The sequence below is a fragment of the Rhodobacteraceae bacterium S2214 genome (genome assembly GCA_025141675.1).
GTDB lineage: Bacteria > Pseudomonadota > Alphaproteobacteria > Rhodobacterales > Rhodobacteraceae > Yoonia.
In genome coordinates, this window is sequence record CP081161.1 from 3,307,844 (window position 1) to 3,323,062 (window position 15,219).

Here is a 15,219-nt window from a genome sequence, read left to right on the forward strand (position 1 = left end):
GCGCAATTTCTTGCCGTTATCTTAACCGCATCCCTGAAGGGTCAAAGGTAATTTCGACATCTTTCCATTGGCCATATTTGTCCGCAGGCAACTGGTATCCATTTGGGTTTTGGCACCGCAGAATGGCACGTCGCGCCGCCCCAAAGGCCGTACTTTGCGCAGAACTATCACCACCGGATGCAGAGATTTGACGCACGTCGCCTTGAACTTTGCCCGCTTGATCAAGGCTGAATCCAACGACAAGCGTCACTCGTGCTGCCACTGATCCCGGGTCCACGTTCCAGCATCGGTTCACCGCGACACGGAAACCTTCACGTTCTGATCCAGTCATCGGCGGGCCTTGCGGGATATTTGGCGCATCGCTGCTGCTGGCCGCGTCCGCGAGCGCTGCTGCGACCGCGTCATCAACTTCGGTCGCCACGTTGTCGCTTGATGCTGTCGATGTCTCTGCTGGTGTCACAGGCGCGGGAGTTGGACGGTTCGGGCGCACGTTGGGTCGCACGGATGTCTCAACCGCACCTGACGGCACGGCGTCTTCCAACACGATTTCTGTCGCGGCTTCTTCGGGTGCCGTTTCTTCGACCGCTTCTTCAACGACCTCTTCGGGTGTTTCTTGTTCGGGCGCTGCGCTTTCGGTTGCGACCTCTGCTACAGCCACGTCTTCCGGCGGCGGCGCAACCTGCGTTGGTGCGATGCGGTCCGCCTGACGCTGTTGCGGGCGTGGCGATGACGTCAAATCTGGCGCACCGGGTGGTGGCGTGTCTGGCACGGGCGGCAGTTCCGGGATCGCGTCGCTGACAACAGCGGGTTCGGCGGCAGGAACAGGTGCAGGCGGCGGCGTATCTTCAGCCGGTGTTTCCACGGCTTCGGGTTGTGCTGGCACAGGCGTCGGATCATCGACCGCTTCGGGGGTCGGGGCCGCATCGTCGACTTCTGGCACGGGCGGCGCGGACGGGTCTGCAGTGCCCGGTTGCGGCGTCGTGGCCGCCACGATCTGCGCATATTCCTCTCCAGAAACGACCGACACCTCGGATACCTCGAACGGCAAAGGTTCGGCGTTGAAGCCCCAACCGGCGATCAGCCAGATCAGGAGCCCCGCGTGCCCTACGCCTGAAATGATAGTGCCCGGTGTCGCCATTTTGGCTTACTCGCTCGCGCCTGTTTGGGCCATGTCCGTCACCAAGCCGATGTTGGAAAAGCCACCCGCGTTCAAGTCGCCCATGATTTCCGCGACCGCATTCCAAGAATTCGCGCCATCGGCCCGCAGGAAGATGCGGTCAGATGTTCGTTCTGCGGCAATCGCAGACAATTTCGCGATCAATTCAGCGCGCGGCGTTTCCGTCGTTTGGATCAACGTGCGCCCATCGGCGGTGATTGTAACGGTCAGCGGTTCCTCGTCGTCGGACGGCAACGCGTTCGCGCTGGTCTCGGGAAGTTCGACAGGAATACCGACAGTCATCAACGGCGCGGCCACCATAAAGATGATCAGCAGCACCAACATCACATCCACAAAGGGGGTGATATTGATCTCGGCCATCGGCTGGCCACGCGATGACCGGCGACGCCGTCTGCGTCCACCGCCATCGTCTGATTTCATGACACCGGCACCCATATCAGGAATCCAACTGACGGCTGAGGATCGTCGCGAATTCGTCGGCGAAGGCTTCGTAGCCAGCAGTGATCCGGTCGGCATCGGCGCTGAGTTTGTTATAATAAATCACGGCAGGGATCGCGGCGAGCAAGCCAAGGCCCGTGGCCAAAAGCGCCTCAGCAATACCGGGTGCCACAACGGCAAGGTTCGTTGTTTGGGCTTCTGCGATTTCGATAAACGCGTTCATGATCCCCCAAACGGTCCCGAACAGGCCAACAAACGGAGCGGTCGAACCGGTCGTTGCGAGAACTGGCAGGCCCTTTGTCAGCTTTGCGGACTCTTTCGCAATCGCCACATCCATCGATCTATCGATCCGCGCCTGCGCGCCCGCGATCAGGTTGCCGTCCTGCTTGTGCGACCTGCGCCATTCCAGCATGCCAGCCGCGAAAATCTTTTCGCTTTGACCACGCGGGTTCGCACCGATCTGATCAAAAAGGGTATCCAGCGGTTCACCCGACCAGAATGCGCGGTCAAAAACCTCCGCTTCGCGCCGCGCTTTGCGGTATTGAATGATCTTGTCCACGATCACCGCCCAGCACCACAATGATGCGGCAATCAGCATGATCATAACCAATTTGACGGTAATCGTCGCGCGCGCAAACAGCGCCCACATTGTGAAGTCGTGTTCCATATACCTGCTCTGCCCTTAGGCCCGTTGTCGGGCTCTGTTGCAGATAGTGTTAGCGCATCGCGAAAACAAAATCCACGACGCAATTGATCACGAATTGTTGGCGTTTATGCCAATTGTGCGCGAAGTTCCGCCGGAAGCCGCACGGGACGTCCTTCATTCGTCATGCAAACGGCCGTGACGTCGGCCTTGAACAGACATTGATCGCCGCGCCAAACCGTCTGGTCGAACACCCATCGCAGTGGGGATGTCGCCTTATGCGTGGTTTTGACTTCCAATCGGTCGCCCAGTTTCGCAGGCGCCAGATAATCGGCCACCACGCGGGTCACGACGAAGACGTATCCGTCAGCTTTCATGATATTTTGATCTACGCCCAATTCTTCAACGATTTCGGATCGGGCCCGTTCGATGAACTTGAGGTAGTTAGCATAGTAGACGACCCCGCCCATGTCCGTGTCTTCGTAATAGACTTTGACAGGCAAAACATGGGTCATTGCACCATTCCAATTCTGGCGGACAGGCGCAAAGCATGGGACGGATCATGCGCAACGGCAGGCATAACCGGATCGTAAACCGCGCGGATGACGTTTGCGATTTCCGGACGCAGAACAGTTTGGTCATTCACAACGGCCAAAGGCGATGTTTCACGGAACGCCTGATCGGACCATAAAACAATCGTCTGAACCGCTTGCGAAAGCGCCAACGTATCGGCCGACACCTGTTCAAGATGCGCGTCCATCCGCAGGAAAACAAACGCCGCGCGAATGGCGCCGGCTTCGTCAAAGCGGAAAATCCGGTATTGGTTCGCGTCCGCTGCCTTCAGCCGCTCCACCAGCGGCACCAGATCCGGCACCAGCTTTTCCAGATGCGGCACCTCTGGCATCTCGTCCCAATCGCGACAGAAGAACACCATCAGGTTTGCACCCAATTCCATGTCCGTTTCATCCATCTTGTGGTTGGCAAGCGTCACGACAGCTTCGATTGCGCCTTTGAAAACGGCAAGCGTCGCGTCATCCACACCAAACACCACTGGCACAATCGGTCGACCCCACCGCGCGCACAGATAGGTGTCATCTGCACGCGTGAACAACGCAGCAACTTGATCAGGTTCCATTTTCATCTGTCCTTAACAATTCTCGCCGGAGGATCTTGGGTTTCGATTTTTCCAGAAAAATCGCGCATCCCGCTACCCGAACATATCCGTCTGCCCTTTGGGCGCATCCAACCCCAGATGACGCCACGCGGCCTGCGCCAGCATCCGCCCGCGCGGGGTCCGTTGGATCAACCCTTTTTGCAGCAGGTATGGTTCAATCACGTCTTCCAAACTATCGCGGCTTTCGCTTAATGCCGCCGATAGGGTTTCAACGCCCACAGGACCACCGCCATAACTTTCCGCGATCAATCGCAGATACCGACGGTCGGCGCTATCAAGGCCGAGGTTATCCACGCCAAGCCGTGTCAGCGCCATATCCGCGATTTCCTGCGTGACCGTTCCGTCGCCATCCACAACAGCGAAATCAACGACACGGCGCAGCAACCGTCCCGCGATCCGTGGTGTGCCCCGCGCCCGTTTCGCAATCTCGCGCGCACCCAGATCCGCCGCAGGTGCGCCCATCAGGCGGGCACCACGCGTGACGATTTCGTGCAGTTCATCTTCGGTGTAGAATTCGAGCCGCGTCGGAATCCCAAAACGATCCCGCAAAGGGGTCGTTAGCAGGCCCATCCGCGTTGTCGCGCCGACCAGCGTAAAGGGCTGCAATTCAATCCGCACAGTCCGCGCAGCTGGTCCCTCGCCAATCACGAGATCAAGCTCGAAATCTTCCAGTGCTGGATAAAGCACCTCTTCAACAGCAGGGTTCAGACGATGAATTTCGTCGATAAACAAAACATCGCGGGCTTCGAGATTGGTCAGAATCGCAGCCAGATCGCCCGCCTTGGCCAACACAGGGCCAGAGGTCATGCGGAAATTTACGCCCAATTCGCGCGCCATAATCTGGGCAAGCGTCGTTTTCCCAAGGCCCGGCGGCCCATGAAACAACGCGTGATCCATCGCTTCGCCGCGTTTCTTCGCGCTTTCGATGAAAACCTTCAGGTTCGCGCGGGCATCACGCTGCCCGATAAATTCATCCAGCGTTTGCGGACGCAACGCGCGATCCGCATCCTCGGGCTGGCGGTCAGGGCGTAATGTGGGGTCCGGTTCTTGCATGGACACCCTTTACTCCTTCGGGGCCAGCAGCTTCAAGGCGGCGCGGATCAATCCAGCCGTCTGCAGATCAGGTTCAGCGCCCAACGCCTCAGCGACCGCACTGGCCGCATCACCGGGCGCATAACCAAGATTGCCGAGCGCCGACAACGCCTCTGGCTGCGCTGGATTCGCCTTTGGCGTTGCTGCGCGTTTCTTTTTCGGCGCTTCGACCGGTTCCAAGACCGCATCGTCCAGATTTTCAGCCAAAGTGCCGCCCATTGCCATCACTGACGGGGCTTTGTCCTTGAGATCAAGGATCACCTTTTGCGCCGTCTTAGGGCCGACACCCTTGGCCTTTGCAATCGCATTCCAATCGCCCAGCGCAATGGCGCGGCTGACACCTTCATCGCCCAAGGTGCCCAAAATCGCCATCGACGCTTTCGCACCGATCCCTTGCACGGACATCAACAGGCGGTGCCATTCCTTTTCAACCAAAGACGTAAAGCCGAAAAGTTGCAAATTCGTTTCTTGCACCAGTAGATCGGTGAACAACGCCACCGCTTCGCCATTCGCGGGCAATCCGGCTTTCACGCGGTCCGACACATAGACAACATAGCCCACGCCCCGCACGTCAATCAGCACGTGATCCGATCCGCGATAGTCGATAATCCCTGAAATCTTCCCAATCATGCTGTGGCCTTTGCAATCGCGCGTGACAAATGGTTCGCCGATTGTTGATGGTGTGCGTGGCAAATGGCAATCGCCAATGCGTCCGCCGCATCTGGGCCAGCCAGTTCGACCCCCGGCAATTGCAGGCGGACCATATGGTCAATCTGCGCCTTTGCAGCGTGGCCCACGCCAACAACGGCTTTCTTGACCGCGTTGGGGGCATATTCGCCAATCTCGAGCCCGGCCTTCGACGGAACCAACATCGCGATCCCGCGCGCTTGGCCCAGCTTCAGCGTGCCAACCGCATCTTTGTTCACAAACGTCTGTTCAACGGCGGCAGTCTCAGGCCCGTAGGTGTGAATGACGTCCGTCAATTGCTCGTAAAGCGACAACAACCGAAACCCCAAATCCTTGCCCGTCGAATGGGCAATTCCGTTGGCGACGTGGGTCATGCGGCTGCCAGCCACGTCGATAATCCCCCAGCCCATGTTCCGCAGACCCGGATCAATCCCCAATACGCGCATCTGACTTCCTCATCCTGCTCGGTTTTTTGTTGTTTTTTTCACCGATAGCACAAAAGGCGAACATATACCAAGCGGGAACTGAATTGCCGAAATCCGACATGAGGTATGTCGCAATTGCAGCATGACCCATTTTGAAGGTCAAAATGCGCCATCAGATTGTCAAAAGACGACATCAGTCGCCGCCCCATTTCGCCTTATTTCAAAGGGCGAAATGGCGAAACTTCGGGTATTCTGAAAACGCATATGACCTATGCAATAAAAGTCCCTAGTCAGACTCGAATAAGACTCCTAAGTGCGGCTTATCAGACATCACCGCTGCAACGCAGCACCAGCTAAGGAGCATGGCCATGGCCGCTTTTGACACCACCCGCCCAGTCGCCGTCCTGAACGCAGGCCGCTTTTCTAACATCTTCGCCTCCGTAATAGGCACTTTGGCAACTTGGAACGACGCGCGTATCACACGCAAAGCGCTGTCCAAACTGTCAGCACGTGAACTCGAAGATATCGGCCTGACTTACGCTGATCTGGACACCATTTCGACCATCACGCGCTAATTCCCCAACACTTGGGACAAGCAAAAAGGCCGGTTAGAGAAATCTAACCGGCCTTTCGTATGTGGGTGTTCAAAACAATGAACAGACTCGATACTGGCGGCATGCGCCTGCCGGCCAGAAATTACCCGATAAACTTGTTAAGCAGCTCTGAAATCGCCAACGTCATAGGATCGGCAAACATGGCAAGTCCCCCGACTTGCTCAAACACTGTCCCTTCGGACAGGGCCGAAATGCGTTGGTTGAAATCAGCTTCCCCCAGTGCGTAGTGCACGTACCCCTTAAACACAAACACCGCAAAAGTGAGCAGAACTAAACCGCGCCACGGAAAACGGGGCGCGTAAAGTCGTGGCTTGGCAACAACCAAACCATCCGATTGCATCTTATGAACTACGCCCGCATTCGCCATGCGGTTATTCGTGCGCACAATTTTGCGCAGGCGTTTCTCAAATGGTGCATTAACATAAGCCATTACGACCTCACTCAAACATTAATCCTACCCTAATGGGTATACTCGAAAATTGACGCTGAATTGTGGCAATAATGGGGCAAAGCCCTGATTTACGAAGGAATTAAGTCTTTTTGGTGAATGTAAGCGTCGTCCATTCAACAATCACATCGCGATGCAAAAGACTGTATCCATTTCCTTCATAAACGTTAACCACATCATCAGCTTGTTCGTTCAAAATACCGGACAGAATCACATGCCCACCTGCGATTGTCGCGTTTGCCATGTCGGCAGAAAGGCCGATTAGTGGCCCTTTTAAGATGTTGGCGAAGATCAAATCGAACGGGGCCGCGTCTTTTAGCACCGGGGTTTCGAATCCGGGGGCTGTGACACAGTTCACCTGACCGTCCAGTTTGTTTGCCCGCACGTTCACTTCGGCGACATCAACGGCGACCGGATCGATGTCCGTGGCGATCACAACTTCTGGTACGACAGTTGCTGCGGCCATTGCCAAAACGGCGGTCCCACACCCGATGTCCGCGACCTTGCCAGATGTGAACCCTGCGTTGACCAGTCGGTCGAACGCCCGCAGACAGCCCAATGTCGTGCCGTGGTGGCCCGTGCCAAACGCCATCGCCGCCTCGATCAACAACGGCGTACAATCATCGGGCACTTTGTCCACGTCATGTGACCCGTAGACGAAGAACCGACCAGCGACGACCGGTGCCAGTTCGCGCCGCACATGCGCGACCCAGTCGGTGTCGGGAACCTCGGACACGACAAACGGCTTCACGTCATACATCGTGGTCAACACAGCCATGCCAGCGACATCAGGTTGGTCGTCGAAATACGCGCCGACTTCCCATAGGCCGGACCCATCTTCGACCTCGAAAACGCCCACGCCAGTTGGTTCAGGTGTCAGTGCCTCAAGCGCGTCGCCCAGTTTCGTCGCAAGCTCTTCGCCCATCAGTGTCGTTAGTGCAGAATAAGTGGTCATATCAGGTGCCCTTTGCGGTTTGCCCTCCGGTATGCCGTGGCGACGGGCAGGTCAAAACAAAAAAGCCTTCCCCGCAGGGAAGGCTTGTGATCGCTTATTGTGTTTTGCTTAGACCGCAACACCAATAGGACAGGTCACGCCAGTGCCACCGATCCCACAATACCCGTCCGGGTTCTTTGACAAATACTGCTGATGATAATCCTCAGCGAAGTAGAATGTGGGTGCCGGCGTAATCTCTGTTGTGATCGCACCAAACCCTGCTTTGGACAGGCGCGGGGCAAAATCCGCCTTGCTGGCTTCTGCCGCTTTGGCCTGCGCATCGGTATAAGTGTAGATGCCTGACCGATATTGCGTGCCACGATCATTACCTTGGCGCATCCCTTGGGTCGGATCATGGCCTTCCCAGAACACCTGCAACAGTTGATCATACGATATCACTGATGGATCATAGACGACGCGAACCACTTCATTATGGCCGGTTTTGCCGGAACACACTTCTTCATAGGTCGCGTTCGGGGTGAACCCGCCCGCGTAGCCCACCATCGTCGACGTCACGCCATCCAGTTGCCAGAACATGCGCTCAACGCCCCAGAAACAGCCCATGCCAAACATCGCGACCTCTTGGCCTTCTGGCACATCTGGTGTGATCGGCGTGCCAAAAATGTGGTGCGCTTCGGCAGTCGGGATTGGCATCGCACGCCCCGACAGGGCCGCATCAGCAGAGATCATTTCGGATTTGTCGCGGGTCATAAAGAACATGGCAATCTCCTGTTCGGGTTCGGGTAGTATATAGTGCGCGGTAAGCGACCTTTCCAGCAGCGCACACAAGGGCGTGAATTTTGGCTTAAGACGCCGTGCGGGACTATACTAAAAATCATTTAAAAACAAAAGTTTCGCCGCGAAACTCAGGCAACGCGCGCCAAAGGTGTCTGCAACCGCGTCTCGTAACCCGGCACAGGATGGCGCGGGATCAACAATGCCAATGCAAAAGAAACGCTCGCCATGCAGGCTGCCAACACGAAAACTGCCGTTGGTGACGTCAGCCACAGATAGCCCAACGCTGCAGGCAGAAACACCGCCGCGATGTGGTTGATCGTAAACGCAACGGCAGCTGTGGGGGCAATGTCTTGGGGGTCCGCGATCTTTTGGAAATAGGTCTTTAACGCCAAGGCAAGCGCGAAAAAGATATGATCGACAACGTAAAGCCCCGCCGCGACGATGACGCCCCAGCCAAAGTAGTAGACGCCGCCATAGGCCAAAAACACCACGATCAGCCCCGCATATTCAAACAGTAGCGCACGGCGTTCGCCAAACACGCTGACCAAACGGCCCATCAACGGGGCAAAGACGATGTTGACCACAAGGTTGATCAAATACAGCTGCGTGATCTCATGGACCTCTAGCCCGAAAAGCTCGACCATCATAAAGCCCGCGAAAACCACGAAGATTTGACGGCGCGCGCCCGACATGAACTGCAGCGCGTAATAAAGCCAGTAGCGGCGACGCAGGACGAAAGTCTTCAACTGCGGATGCGGGCTTTCGAATTGGGGATAGGCAAAATAGGCGAAAACCGCGACAAACGTAGTGAACCCGCCAGCAGCCATGTAAACAAAAGCGTAACTTAGGTCGTAGGTCTTCCACGTGCCCACAATCAACAGATAGGCCACAAGCGTCGCACCCGACCCTGCAGCGGTCAGCCACCCTAACATCTGGGGCGCGCGTTTGATGTCGATCCATTGCAATTGCAGCGATTGGTTCACGGTTTCAAAGTAGTGAAATCCGATCGACGACAGCATCGTGATCGTCAAAATTCCCGCCATCGACGGAAAATAGGCCGTGATCGCGGTCGCAACGCCCAACATCACAAGGGCCACAATCCCTAACACCTGTTCGCGCATGAACATGATCAAAGCGATCACACCAATCGCAAAGAAACCGGGAATTTCGCGGACTGTATGCAGCCAACCAATGTCAGAGCCGTCGAAATTCGCGACCTCAATGACAAAATTGTTCAGCAATGCAGACCATGTCGCAAAAGCAACCGGCAGCGCCATCGCGAACAGAAATAGCAGCGTCACAGGCCGCTGCCAGAATGGCAGGTGCCGGGCATCTTCAAGGCGGACGATATTCATGAGCCAGGCTTACGCCCCTTATACGGGATTGGAAAGCGCGGCTTACGCGTCAGTAAAAGCTTTGCGGATCGATATCGATGGCCATCCGCAATTCGCCGCGCAGCTTGAACTGACCGGCCCATTGCGCCAGCGCTTGTTGAAGCGGCGCTGACTTTTCTGCTTTGACCAATAACCGAACGCGGTGCCGTCCGCGTACCCGTGCGATAGGTGCTGGCGCGGGACCAAAAACCTGTGCGCCAATCCGGCGCAATGGCCCGTCTTGGCGTGCCATCGCGTTGCCCAGATCGAACACCTCTTCCGCCGTCGTTCCGCTAAGGATGATCCCCGCCATGCGACCATAGGGCGGCACGCCAGCGTCTTTGCGTTCATGCGCCTCGGCCGCCCAGAATGCTTCTTCGTCGCCAGCCAAAATCGCACGAATCACGCCGTGTTCGGGCTGATAAGTTTGCAGCAACGCCTCACCGGGGGTTTCGGCCCGTCCGGCGCGCCCTGCAACCTGTCGCATCAGTTGGAACGTACGTTCGGCGGCACGCAGATCAGAACCTTGCAATCCAAGATCCGCATCAATGACCCCCACAAGCGTAAGCTTTGGAAAGTTATGGCCTTTTGCCACCAGTTGCGTCCCGATGATGATGTCGGTGCCGCCCTGCGCGATTTCTTCGATATGCGCCTTCATAGCGCGGGCAGAGCCGTACAGATCGGAAGACAAAACAGCGACGCGGGCATCCGGAAACAGATCCGTAATCTCTTCGCCCATGCGTTCAACACCGGGGCCAACGGCGCTGAGTTTATCCTCAGCTTCGCAATGCGGACAGACGTTTGGCATCGGTTTGGTTTCACCACATTGGTGGCACATCAATCGCTTGAGAAAGCGGTGTTCGACCATCCGCGCATCGCAATGATCGCAGCCAATTTGATGCCCACAAGCGCGACACAGCGTGATTGGCGCGTAACCACGGCGGTTCAGGAAAACAAGCGATTGTTCCCCTTTTTCAATGCGTTGCGCAATGGCTTGGCGCAACGAAGGGGACACCCATTTGCCGCCTGGCAGGTCTTCGACACGCATGTCGATAGCCGACATTTTCGGCATGATTGCCGGACCGTAACGCGATTTTAACTCAAGCCGCTTATATTTGCCCTGATCCGCATTCGCCCAGCTTTCCAGACTTGGTGTGGCCGACGCCAAGACAACCTGTGCCCCATTAATCGCCGCCCGCAAAACGGTCATATCGCGGGCGTTATAAAGGACACCATCCTCTTGTTTATATGACGTATCATGTTCCTCATCGACGACGATGAGACCCAGATTTTGGAACGGCAGGAACAACGCGGATCGCGCACCCACGATCAGCTGTGCGTCCCCCTGCCCGACCATCCGCCAACAGCGGCGGCGTTCGGTCATCGTCACGCCGGAATGCCATTCGGCTGGTTTCATGCCGAACCGCGCTTCGACCCTGTTAATGAATTCGCCAGATAGCGCGATTTCCGGCAGCAACACCAACGCCTGACGCCCCATGCGCAGACATTCGGCAACCGCTTCGAGGTAGACTTCGGTTTTGCCGGAACCCGTCACGCCCTTTAGTAGCGTCGTCCCGTATTTGTCGCTGCGCAGATCGGCGCGTAACGCATCTGCACCTACCGCCTGATCAGGGCTGAGTTCTTTGCCGCCGTAGTCCGGATCGAGCATCGGATAGGGCATGTCGCGAGGGGCGTCGACTTCGGCGACCGCACCCAATTTCACCAGCCCCTTCACCACAGAGGACCCAACACCCGCCATGTCAGCCAGTTCTTTTAGGGTAAACGACAGGCCACCATAGTCGCGCAAAACCTCTAGCACCTTGGTGCGGGCCGCCGTCAAGCGGTCAGGTTCTTGGTCGCCCAGACGGTAGACTTTACGCATCGACGGGGCATCACCCAATCCCGGTGCACGGGTCGCGAGCCGCAGCATCGCGTGCAACGGTGTCAGCGTGTAGTCGGCGGCGCGCGTCAGGAATTGCCGCATCTCGTCACGCATGGGCGCGACATCCAGCACCCGAATGACCGACCTTACCTTGTTGTAATCAAAGTCACCCTTGCCCGGTCCCCAAACAACGCCTAGCACTTTGCGCGGCCCCAACGGGACTTCGACGAATGCACCAAGGTGACAGCCACCTTCGGTCGCCTTGTAATCAAGGAACCTGTCCAGCGGCTGGGCCGTCAAAACGGCGACCAATTCACCTTCGTGGAAGAATTCTTGGCTCAAGCGTGATCCCCTTCGGGCGATTGGCAGTTGCGGTATGGGCTTTTCGCCCTGTCCGTTCTGAGGTAAACGCTGGCGCAACAAACGCCAACCCATTCCCCGGAGGGATTACAGATGAAGTTTTTCGTAGATACGGCTGAAATTGACGAGATCAAGGAACTGCACGCCCTTGGCATGGTTGACGGCGTGACAACCAACCCGTCCCTGATCGCCAAATCAGGTCGCGACATTCTGGAAGTCACGAAAGAAATTTGTGACATCGTATCTGGTCCTGTGTCCGCCGAAGTGGTCGCATTGGACGCGGAAACCATGCTGGCCGAGGGCCGCAAGTTGGCCAAAATCGCTGACAACATCGCCGTGAAAGTGCCACTGACATGGGCCGGTTTGCAAACCTGCAAGGCGCTGTCCGACGAAGGCACGATGGTTAACGTGACGCTGTGTTTCTCTGCTAACCAAGCGCTTTTGGCTGCCAAAGCTGGTGCGACATTCATCAGCCCGTTCATCGGCCGCTTGGATGACATCAACTTAGACGGTCTCGAATTGATCGAAGATATTCGGACAATTTACGACAACTACGGCTTCGACACACAGATTCTTGCCGCCTCCATCCGGTCGGCGAACCACATGTCCGAATGTGCGAAAATTGGTGCGGATGTCTGCACTGCGCCCCCTAAAGTGATCAAAGCGATGGCAAACCACGTTCTGACGGACAAAGGATTGGCCGGTTTCATGGCTGATATCGAAAAAGCAGGTATCACAATCCTTTAAGAAAATGCCGATTTATGGTAAACGAATGGCGGCCTACGGGTCGCCATTTTCGTTTGATCGGGGCCAAGTTGGTGTCAGCGCACATCTATCTTTATCGTCATGCTGCTGTCGATTTTGACAACACGGAACGCGTTGCGTTTCGTGATTTTCGCGCCTTGGTTGATGCATATAACGCGGCCCCTTTGGTCGCGTTCCTACCGACGCAACCGACCCCGCGTTGCGATTATATTTTCACCAGCAGCCTCAGACGCAGCCCCGATACGGCGATGGAAGTCTTTGGGTTCATGGATGTGAACGATCCGGTTTTCCGTGAAGCCGAATTGCCTGACCTTCCGGCGCTTCCGTTTCGTGCGAAACCGAAAACCTTGTTTGCGATCTCTCGTGTTCTTTGGTTTCTTGGTCGGCGCAAAAATTGCGAAAGCCGCGACCGGTTCTTTGCACGTGTCGACCGCGCTGCAAAGCTGATGATCAGGGCCACCGGCGAAAATCCTTGTGTCGCGCTCATTGGTCATGGTGTTCTGAACCATTTTATGTCCCGCGCTTTGCGCAAACATAATTTCCGCTCGGACAAGCCTCTATCCCGAAGCTATGGTCACTATACCTTATTTGCCAGCGTCTAGCTGCGTATGTTGCACCGATACCCCGCTTTGTGCCGCAGTGCGAAAAAACCTATCCCAAGGCATCTTCGCTCTGCTATGTCTAAAAGAAAATAATACCGTAGCGAGCAGGTTCTAATGACAAGCATTCCCCTGATGGACGCGGATATCCGCGCCAAGATTATTTCCGATCCTGAAGCATTGCTTGAGGACAAAGACATCATGAGCGCCCTCGTGGCCGCAAACGAACAGACCATGGGCGGCAATATTGTCGATCTGCGCGGTATTGCGATGGAACGTCTTGAGGCCCGTCTGGATCGTCTTGAGGACACCCACCGTTCAGTGATCGCCGCCGCATACGAAAACCTGGCGGGCACGAACCAAATCCACCGCGCAGTTCTGCGGATGATGGATGCCACTGAATTCGAAGCCTTTTTGCAGGATTTGTCCGGTGACGTTGCCGATACATTGCGTGTTGATGTGATGCGTCTGGTGTTGGAAAGCGAAGATGCCGAACCGAACGCCGCAGTCGCCAAAGTTGGCGAAGTTTTGCAGGTCGTGCCGGTCGGTGAGATCGACGAATATATCACCCATGGCCGCAACATGTCCGTGCGCCAAGTGACCCTGCGCCAAGTGACTGCAGACGACACTAGTCTGTTTGGCGACAAAGCCAGCTACATCCGGTCAGAAGCCTGTTTGAAACTTGATTTTGGACCGAACCGCTTGCCTGGCATGTTGGTGATGGGATCAGAAGATCCACATCAGTTCACCCCGCAGCAGGGCACCGATTTGCTGACATTCTTTGGTGGCGTGTTCGAACGCGCGATGCGCCGGTGGCTGGCCTGATTTCTCCAGCTCTGTCACATGCGCTTGCGGCGTGGTTGGACCACTGCCGCGCCCTGAACGATGCCGCCGACAATACGCTAAAAGCCTATCAAACCGACGTGATGGGTTTTCTGACTTTCATGACGCGGCACAACGGCGAGGCCCAAGGTCTTGGGCCACTTGCGAAGATCAGCGTCACGGACATGCGGGCGTGGATGGCGCATGAACGCAGCCGCGGTGTCGGTGCAAGATCACTGGCGCGTGCGCTATCGGCCGTCAAAACCTTCTATCGATGGCTTGCCGAACGCGAAGGTTTTGAACCAACAGCCGTGCTATCCACCCGCAGCCCGAAATTCACCAAGAAACTGCCGCGTCCTTTGGCGATTGATGCCGCCTCTGCGATGATCGATACCGTCGAATTGCAGGCCAAAGACAGTTGGGTCGCTGCGCGCGACATGGCCGTTGTGACGCTGATGTACGGGTGCGGTTTACGGATTTCCGAAGCCTTGGGCCTGACAGGTGCGTCCGTCCCATTGCCGGATACGTTGATGATCAAAGGCAAAGGCGGCAAGGAACGCATCGTGCCCGTGATTGATGCGGCGAAGGACGCAGTCGAAACCTACCTGCGTTTGTCGCCTCACCCGATAGAATCAAGCGGCCCGTTGTTTCGCGGCACCCGCGGTGGCGCGCTCAATCCGCGTATCGTCCAAAAGGTCATGGAAAAGGCCCGCCTGCAATTGGGTCTACCTGCAAGCGCGACACCCCACGCGATGCGCCATAGTTTCGCGACCCATTTGCTTACTGCGGGTGGCGATTTGCGGGCTATTCAAGAACTGTTGGGCCACGCGAGCCTGTCGACCACGCAGGCCTATACGGCTGTCGATACCGCCCATCTAATGGACGTCTACAACCGTGCCCACCCGAAAGCCTGATACCCCTTCTTTTGGTCCTAAATATCTCGGGGGTATGGGGGCTGGCCCCCATGTAAACGCACTACACAGGAACT

At 56.5% G+C, this 15,219-nt stretch carries 18 protein-coding genes; 5 read left to right on the plus strand and 13 right to left on the minus strand.

Going from position 1 to position 15,219, the window contains the following annotated elements; all coding sequences use genetic code 11:
* Positions 1-16 precede the first annotated feature (16 nt).
* From K3729_16340 to ruvC, 8 genes are all read right to left on the minus strand, one after another.
* Positions 17-1,138, minus strand: a complete 1,122-nt coding sequence (locus tag K3729_16340) for an energy transducer TonB (protein UWQ98961.1) — start codon at positions 1,136-1,138, stop codon at positions 17-19.
* 6 nt (positions 1,139-1,144) lie between these two features.
* Positions 1,145-1,612: an ExbD/TolR family protein gene (locus K3729_16345; protein ID UWQ98962.1), complete on the minus strand. Its 468-nt coding sequence runs from the start codon at positions 1,610-1,612 to the stop codon at positions 1,145-1,147.
* Between the two features lies 1 nt (position 1,613).
* Complete coding sequence (gene tolQ / locus K3729_16350; protein UWQ98963.1) at positions 1,614-2,282, minus strand: protein TolQ; 669 nt, start codon at positions 2,280-2,282, stop codon at positions 1,614-1,616.
* A gap of 104 nt (positions 2,283-2,386) precedes the next feature.
* Entirely contained in the window at positions 2,387-2,773 is a 387-nt protein-coding gene (ybgC, locus tag K3729_16355) for a tol-pal system-associated acyl-CoA thioesterase (protein ID UWQ98964.1), read from the minus strand.
* The gene (locus K3729_16360) at positions 2,770-3,393 is read right to left on the minus strand and encodes a hypothetical protein (GenBank protein ID UWQ98965.1); all 624 of its coding nucleotides are present in this window, start codon (positions 3,391-3,393) and stop codon (positions 2,770-2,772) included. The genes ybgC and K3729_16360 overlap by 4 nt, the downstream gene beginning before the upstream one ends.
* 72 nt (positions 3,394-3,465) lie before the next feature.
* Positions 3,466-4,485, minus strand: a complete 1,020-nt coding sequence (ruvB, locus tag K3729_16365; GenBank protein UWR01099.1) for a Holliday junction branch migration DNA helicase RuvB — start codon at positions 4,483-4,485, stop codon at positions 3,466-3,468.
* A gap of 9 nt (positions 4,486-4,494) precedes the next feature.
* On the minus strand, positions 4,495-5,154 hold the full coding sequence (gene ruvA / locus K3729_16370) for a Holliday junction branch migration protein RuvA (protein UWQ98966.1): 660 nt from the start codon (positions 5,152-5,154) through the stop codon (positions 4,495-4,497).
* Positions 5,151-5,657: a crossover junction endodeoxyribonuclease RuvC gene (gene ruvC / locus K3729_16375; GenBank protein UWQ98967.1), complete on the minus strand. Its 507-nt coding sequence runs from the start codon at positions 5,655-5,657 to the stop codon at positions 5,151-5,153. The genes ruvA and ruvC overlap by 4 nt, the downstream gene beginning before the upstream one ends.
* A 347-nt stretch (positions 5,658-6,004) precedes the next feature.
* Here ruvC and K3729_16380 point away from each other — a divergent pair, with 347 nt between their 5' ends.
* Positions 6,005-6,211: a DUF1127 domain-containing protein gene (locus K3729_16380; protein ID UWQ98968.1), complete on the plus strand. Its 207-nt coding sequence runs from the start codon at positions 6,005-6,007 to the stop codon at positions 6,209-6,211.
* Between the two features lie 121 nt (positions 6,212-6,332).
* Here the strand turns inward: K3729_16380 and K3729_16385 are convergent, their stop codons facing one another.
* The 5 genes from K3729_16385 to K3729_16405 all read right to left on the minus strand — a co-directional run bounded on the left by K3729_16385 (position 6,333) and on the right by K3729_16405 (position 12,027).
* Complete coding sequence (locus K3729_16385; GenBank protein UWR01100.1) at positions 6,333-6,617, minus strand: hypothetical protein; 285 nt, start codon at positions 6,615-6,617, stop codon at positions 6,333-6,335.
* A gap of 163 nt (positions 6,618-6,780) precedes the next feature.
* Positions 6,781-7,653 (minus strand): 50S ribosomal protein L11 methyltransferase, encoded by an 873-nt coding sequence (locus K3729_16390; protein UWQ98969.1) that lies wholly within the window; start codon positions 7,651-7,653, stop codon positions 6,781-6,783.
* Positions 7,654-7,761: 108 nt separating this feature from the next.
* Complete coding sequence (gene msrA / locus K3729_16395; protein UWQ98970.1) at positions 7,762-8,412, minus strand: peptide-methionine (S)-S-oxide reductase MsrA; 651 nt, start codon at positions 8,410-8,412, stop codon at positions 7,762-7,764.
* A gap of 146 nt (positions 8,413-8,558) precedes the next feature.
* Positions 8,559-9,785, minus strand: a complete 1,227-nt coding sequence (locus K3729_16400) for an MFS transporter (GenBank protein ID UWQ98971.1) — start codon at positions 9,783-9,785, stop codon at positions 8,559-8,561.
* 49 nt (positions 9,786-9,834) lie between these two features.
* Positions 9,835-12,027: a primosomal protein N' gene (locus K3729_16405; protein ID UWQ98972.1), complete on the minus strand. Its 2,193-nt coding sequence runs from the start codon at positions 12,025-12,027 to the stop codon at positions 9,835-9,837.
* A 111-nt stretch (positions 12,028-12,138) separates the two neighbouring features.
* Here K3729_16405 and fsa point away from each other — a divergent pair, with 111 nt between their 5' ends.
* The 4 genes from fsa (at position 12,139) to K3729_16425 (ending at position 15,145) form a co-directional block, all read left to right on the plus strand.
* A complete protein-coding gene (fsa, locus tag K3729_16410) occupies positions 12,139-12,792 on the plus strand; it encodes a fructose-6-phosphate aldolase (protein UWQ98973.1) in 654 nt (217 codons plus the stop codon).
* Positions 12,793-12,806: 14 nt separating this feature from the next.
* Entirely contained in the window at positions 12,807-13,412 is a 606-nt protein-coding gene (locus K3729_16415; protein UWQ98974.1) for a histidine phosphatase family protein, read from the plus strand.
* A 114-nt stretch (positions 13,413-13,526) separates the two neighbouring features.
* The gene (locus K3729_16420) at positions 13,527-14,234 is read left to right on the plus strand and encodes a DUF484 family protein (protein ID UWQ98975.1); all 708 of its coding nucleotides are present in this window, start codon (positions 13,527-13,529) and stop codon (positions 14,232-14,234) included.
* Positions 14,231-15,145, plus strand: coding sequence for a tyrosine recombinase XerC (locus K3729_16425; GenBank protein UWR01101.1), 915 nt, complete (start codon positions 14,231-14,233; stop codon positions 15,143-15,145). The genes K3729_16420 and K3729_16425 overlap by 4 nt, the downstream gene beginning before the upstream one ends.
* The last annotated feature ends 74 nt before the right edge of the window (positions 15,146-15,219 follow it).

Coding starts and splice junctions, on each gene's coding strand:
- K3729_16385 (UWR01100.1), bottom strand. CDS start 6,617: ATGGCGAATGCGGGCGTAGTTCATAAGATGCAATCGGATGGTTTGGTT.
- fsa (UWQ98973.1), top strand. CDS start 12,139: ATGAAGTTTTTCGTAGATACGGCTGAAATTGACGAGATCAAGGAACTG.
- msrA (UWQ98970.1), bottom strand. CDS start 8,412: ATGTTCTTTATGACCCGCGACAAATCCGAAATGATCTCTGCTGATGCG.
- K3729_16415 (UWQ98974.1), top strand. CDS start 12,807: ATGGTAAACGAATGGCGGCCTACGGGTCGCCATTTTCGTTTGATCGGG.
- K3729_16360 (UWQ98965.1), bottom strand. CDS start 3,393: ATGGAACCTGATCAAGTTGCTGCGTTGTTCACGCGTGCAGATGACACC.
- K3729_16400 (UWQ98971.1), bottom strand. CDS start 9,785: ATGAATATCGTCCGCCTTGAAGATGCCCGGCACCTGCCATTCTGGCAG.
- K3729_16380 (UWQ98968.1), top strand. CDS start 6,005: ATGGCCGCTTTTGACACCACCCGCCCAGTCGCCGTCCTGAACGCAGGC.
- ybgC (UWQ98964.1), bottom strand. CDS start 2,773: ATGACCCATGTTTTGCCTGTCAAAGTCTATTACGAAGACACGGACATG.
- ruvB (UWR01099.1), bottom strand. CDS start 4,485: ATGCAAGAACCGGACCCCACATTACGCCCTGACCGCCAGCCCGAGGAT.
- ruvA (UWQ98966.1), bottom strand. CDS start 5,154: ATGATTGGGAAGATTTCAGGGATTATCGACTATCGCGGATCGGATCAC.
- K3729_16420 (UWQ98975.1), top strand. CDS start 13,527: ATGACAAGCATTCCCCTGATGGACGCGGATATCCGCGCCAAGATTATT.
- tolQ (UWQ98963.1), bottom strand. CDS start 2,282: ATGGAACACGACTTCACAATGTGGGCGCTGTTTGCGCGCGCGACGATT.
- K3729_16390 (UWQ98969.1), bottom strand. CDS start 7,653: ATGACCACTTATTCTGCACTAACGACACTGATGGGCGAAGAGCTTGCG.
- K3729_16340 (UWQ98961.1), bottom strand. CDS start 1,138: ATGGCGACACCGGGCACTATCATTTCAGGCGTAGGGCACGCGGGGCTC.
- K3729_16345 (UWQ98962.1), bottom strand. CDS start 1,612: ATGGGTGCCGGTGTCATGAAATCAGACGATGGCGGTGGACGCAGACGG.
- ruvC (UWQ98967.1), bottom strand. CDS start 5,657: ATGCGCGTATTGGGGATTGATCCGGGTCTGCGGAACATGGGCTGGGGG.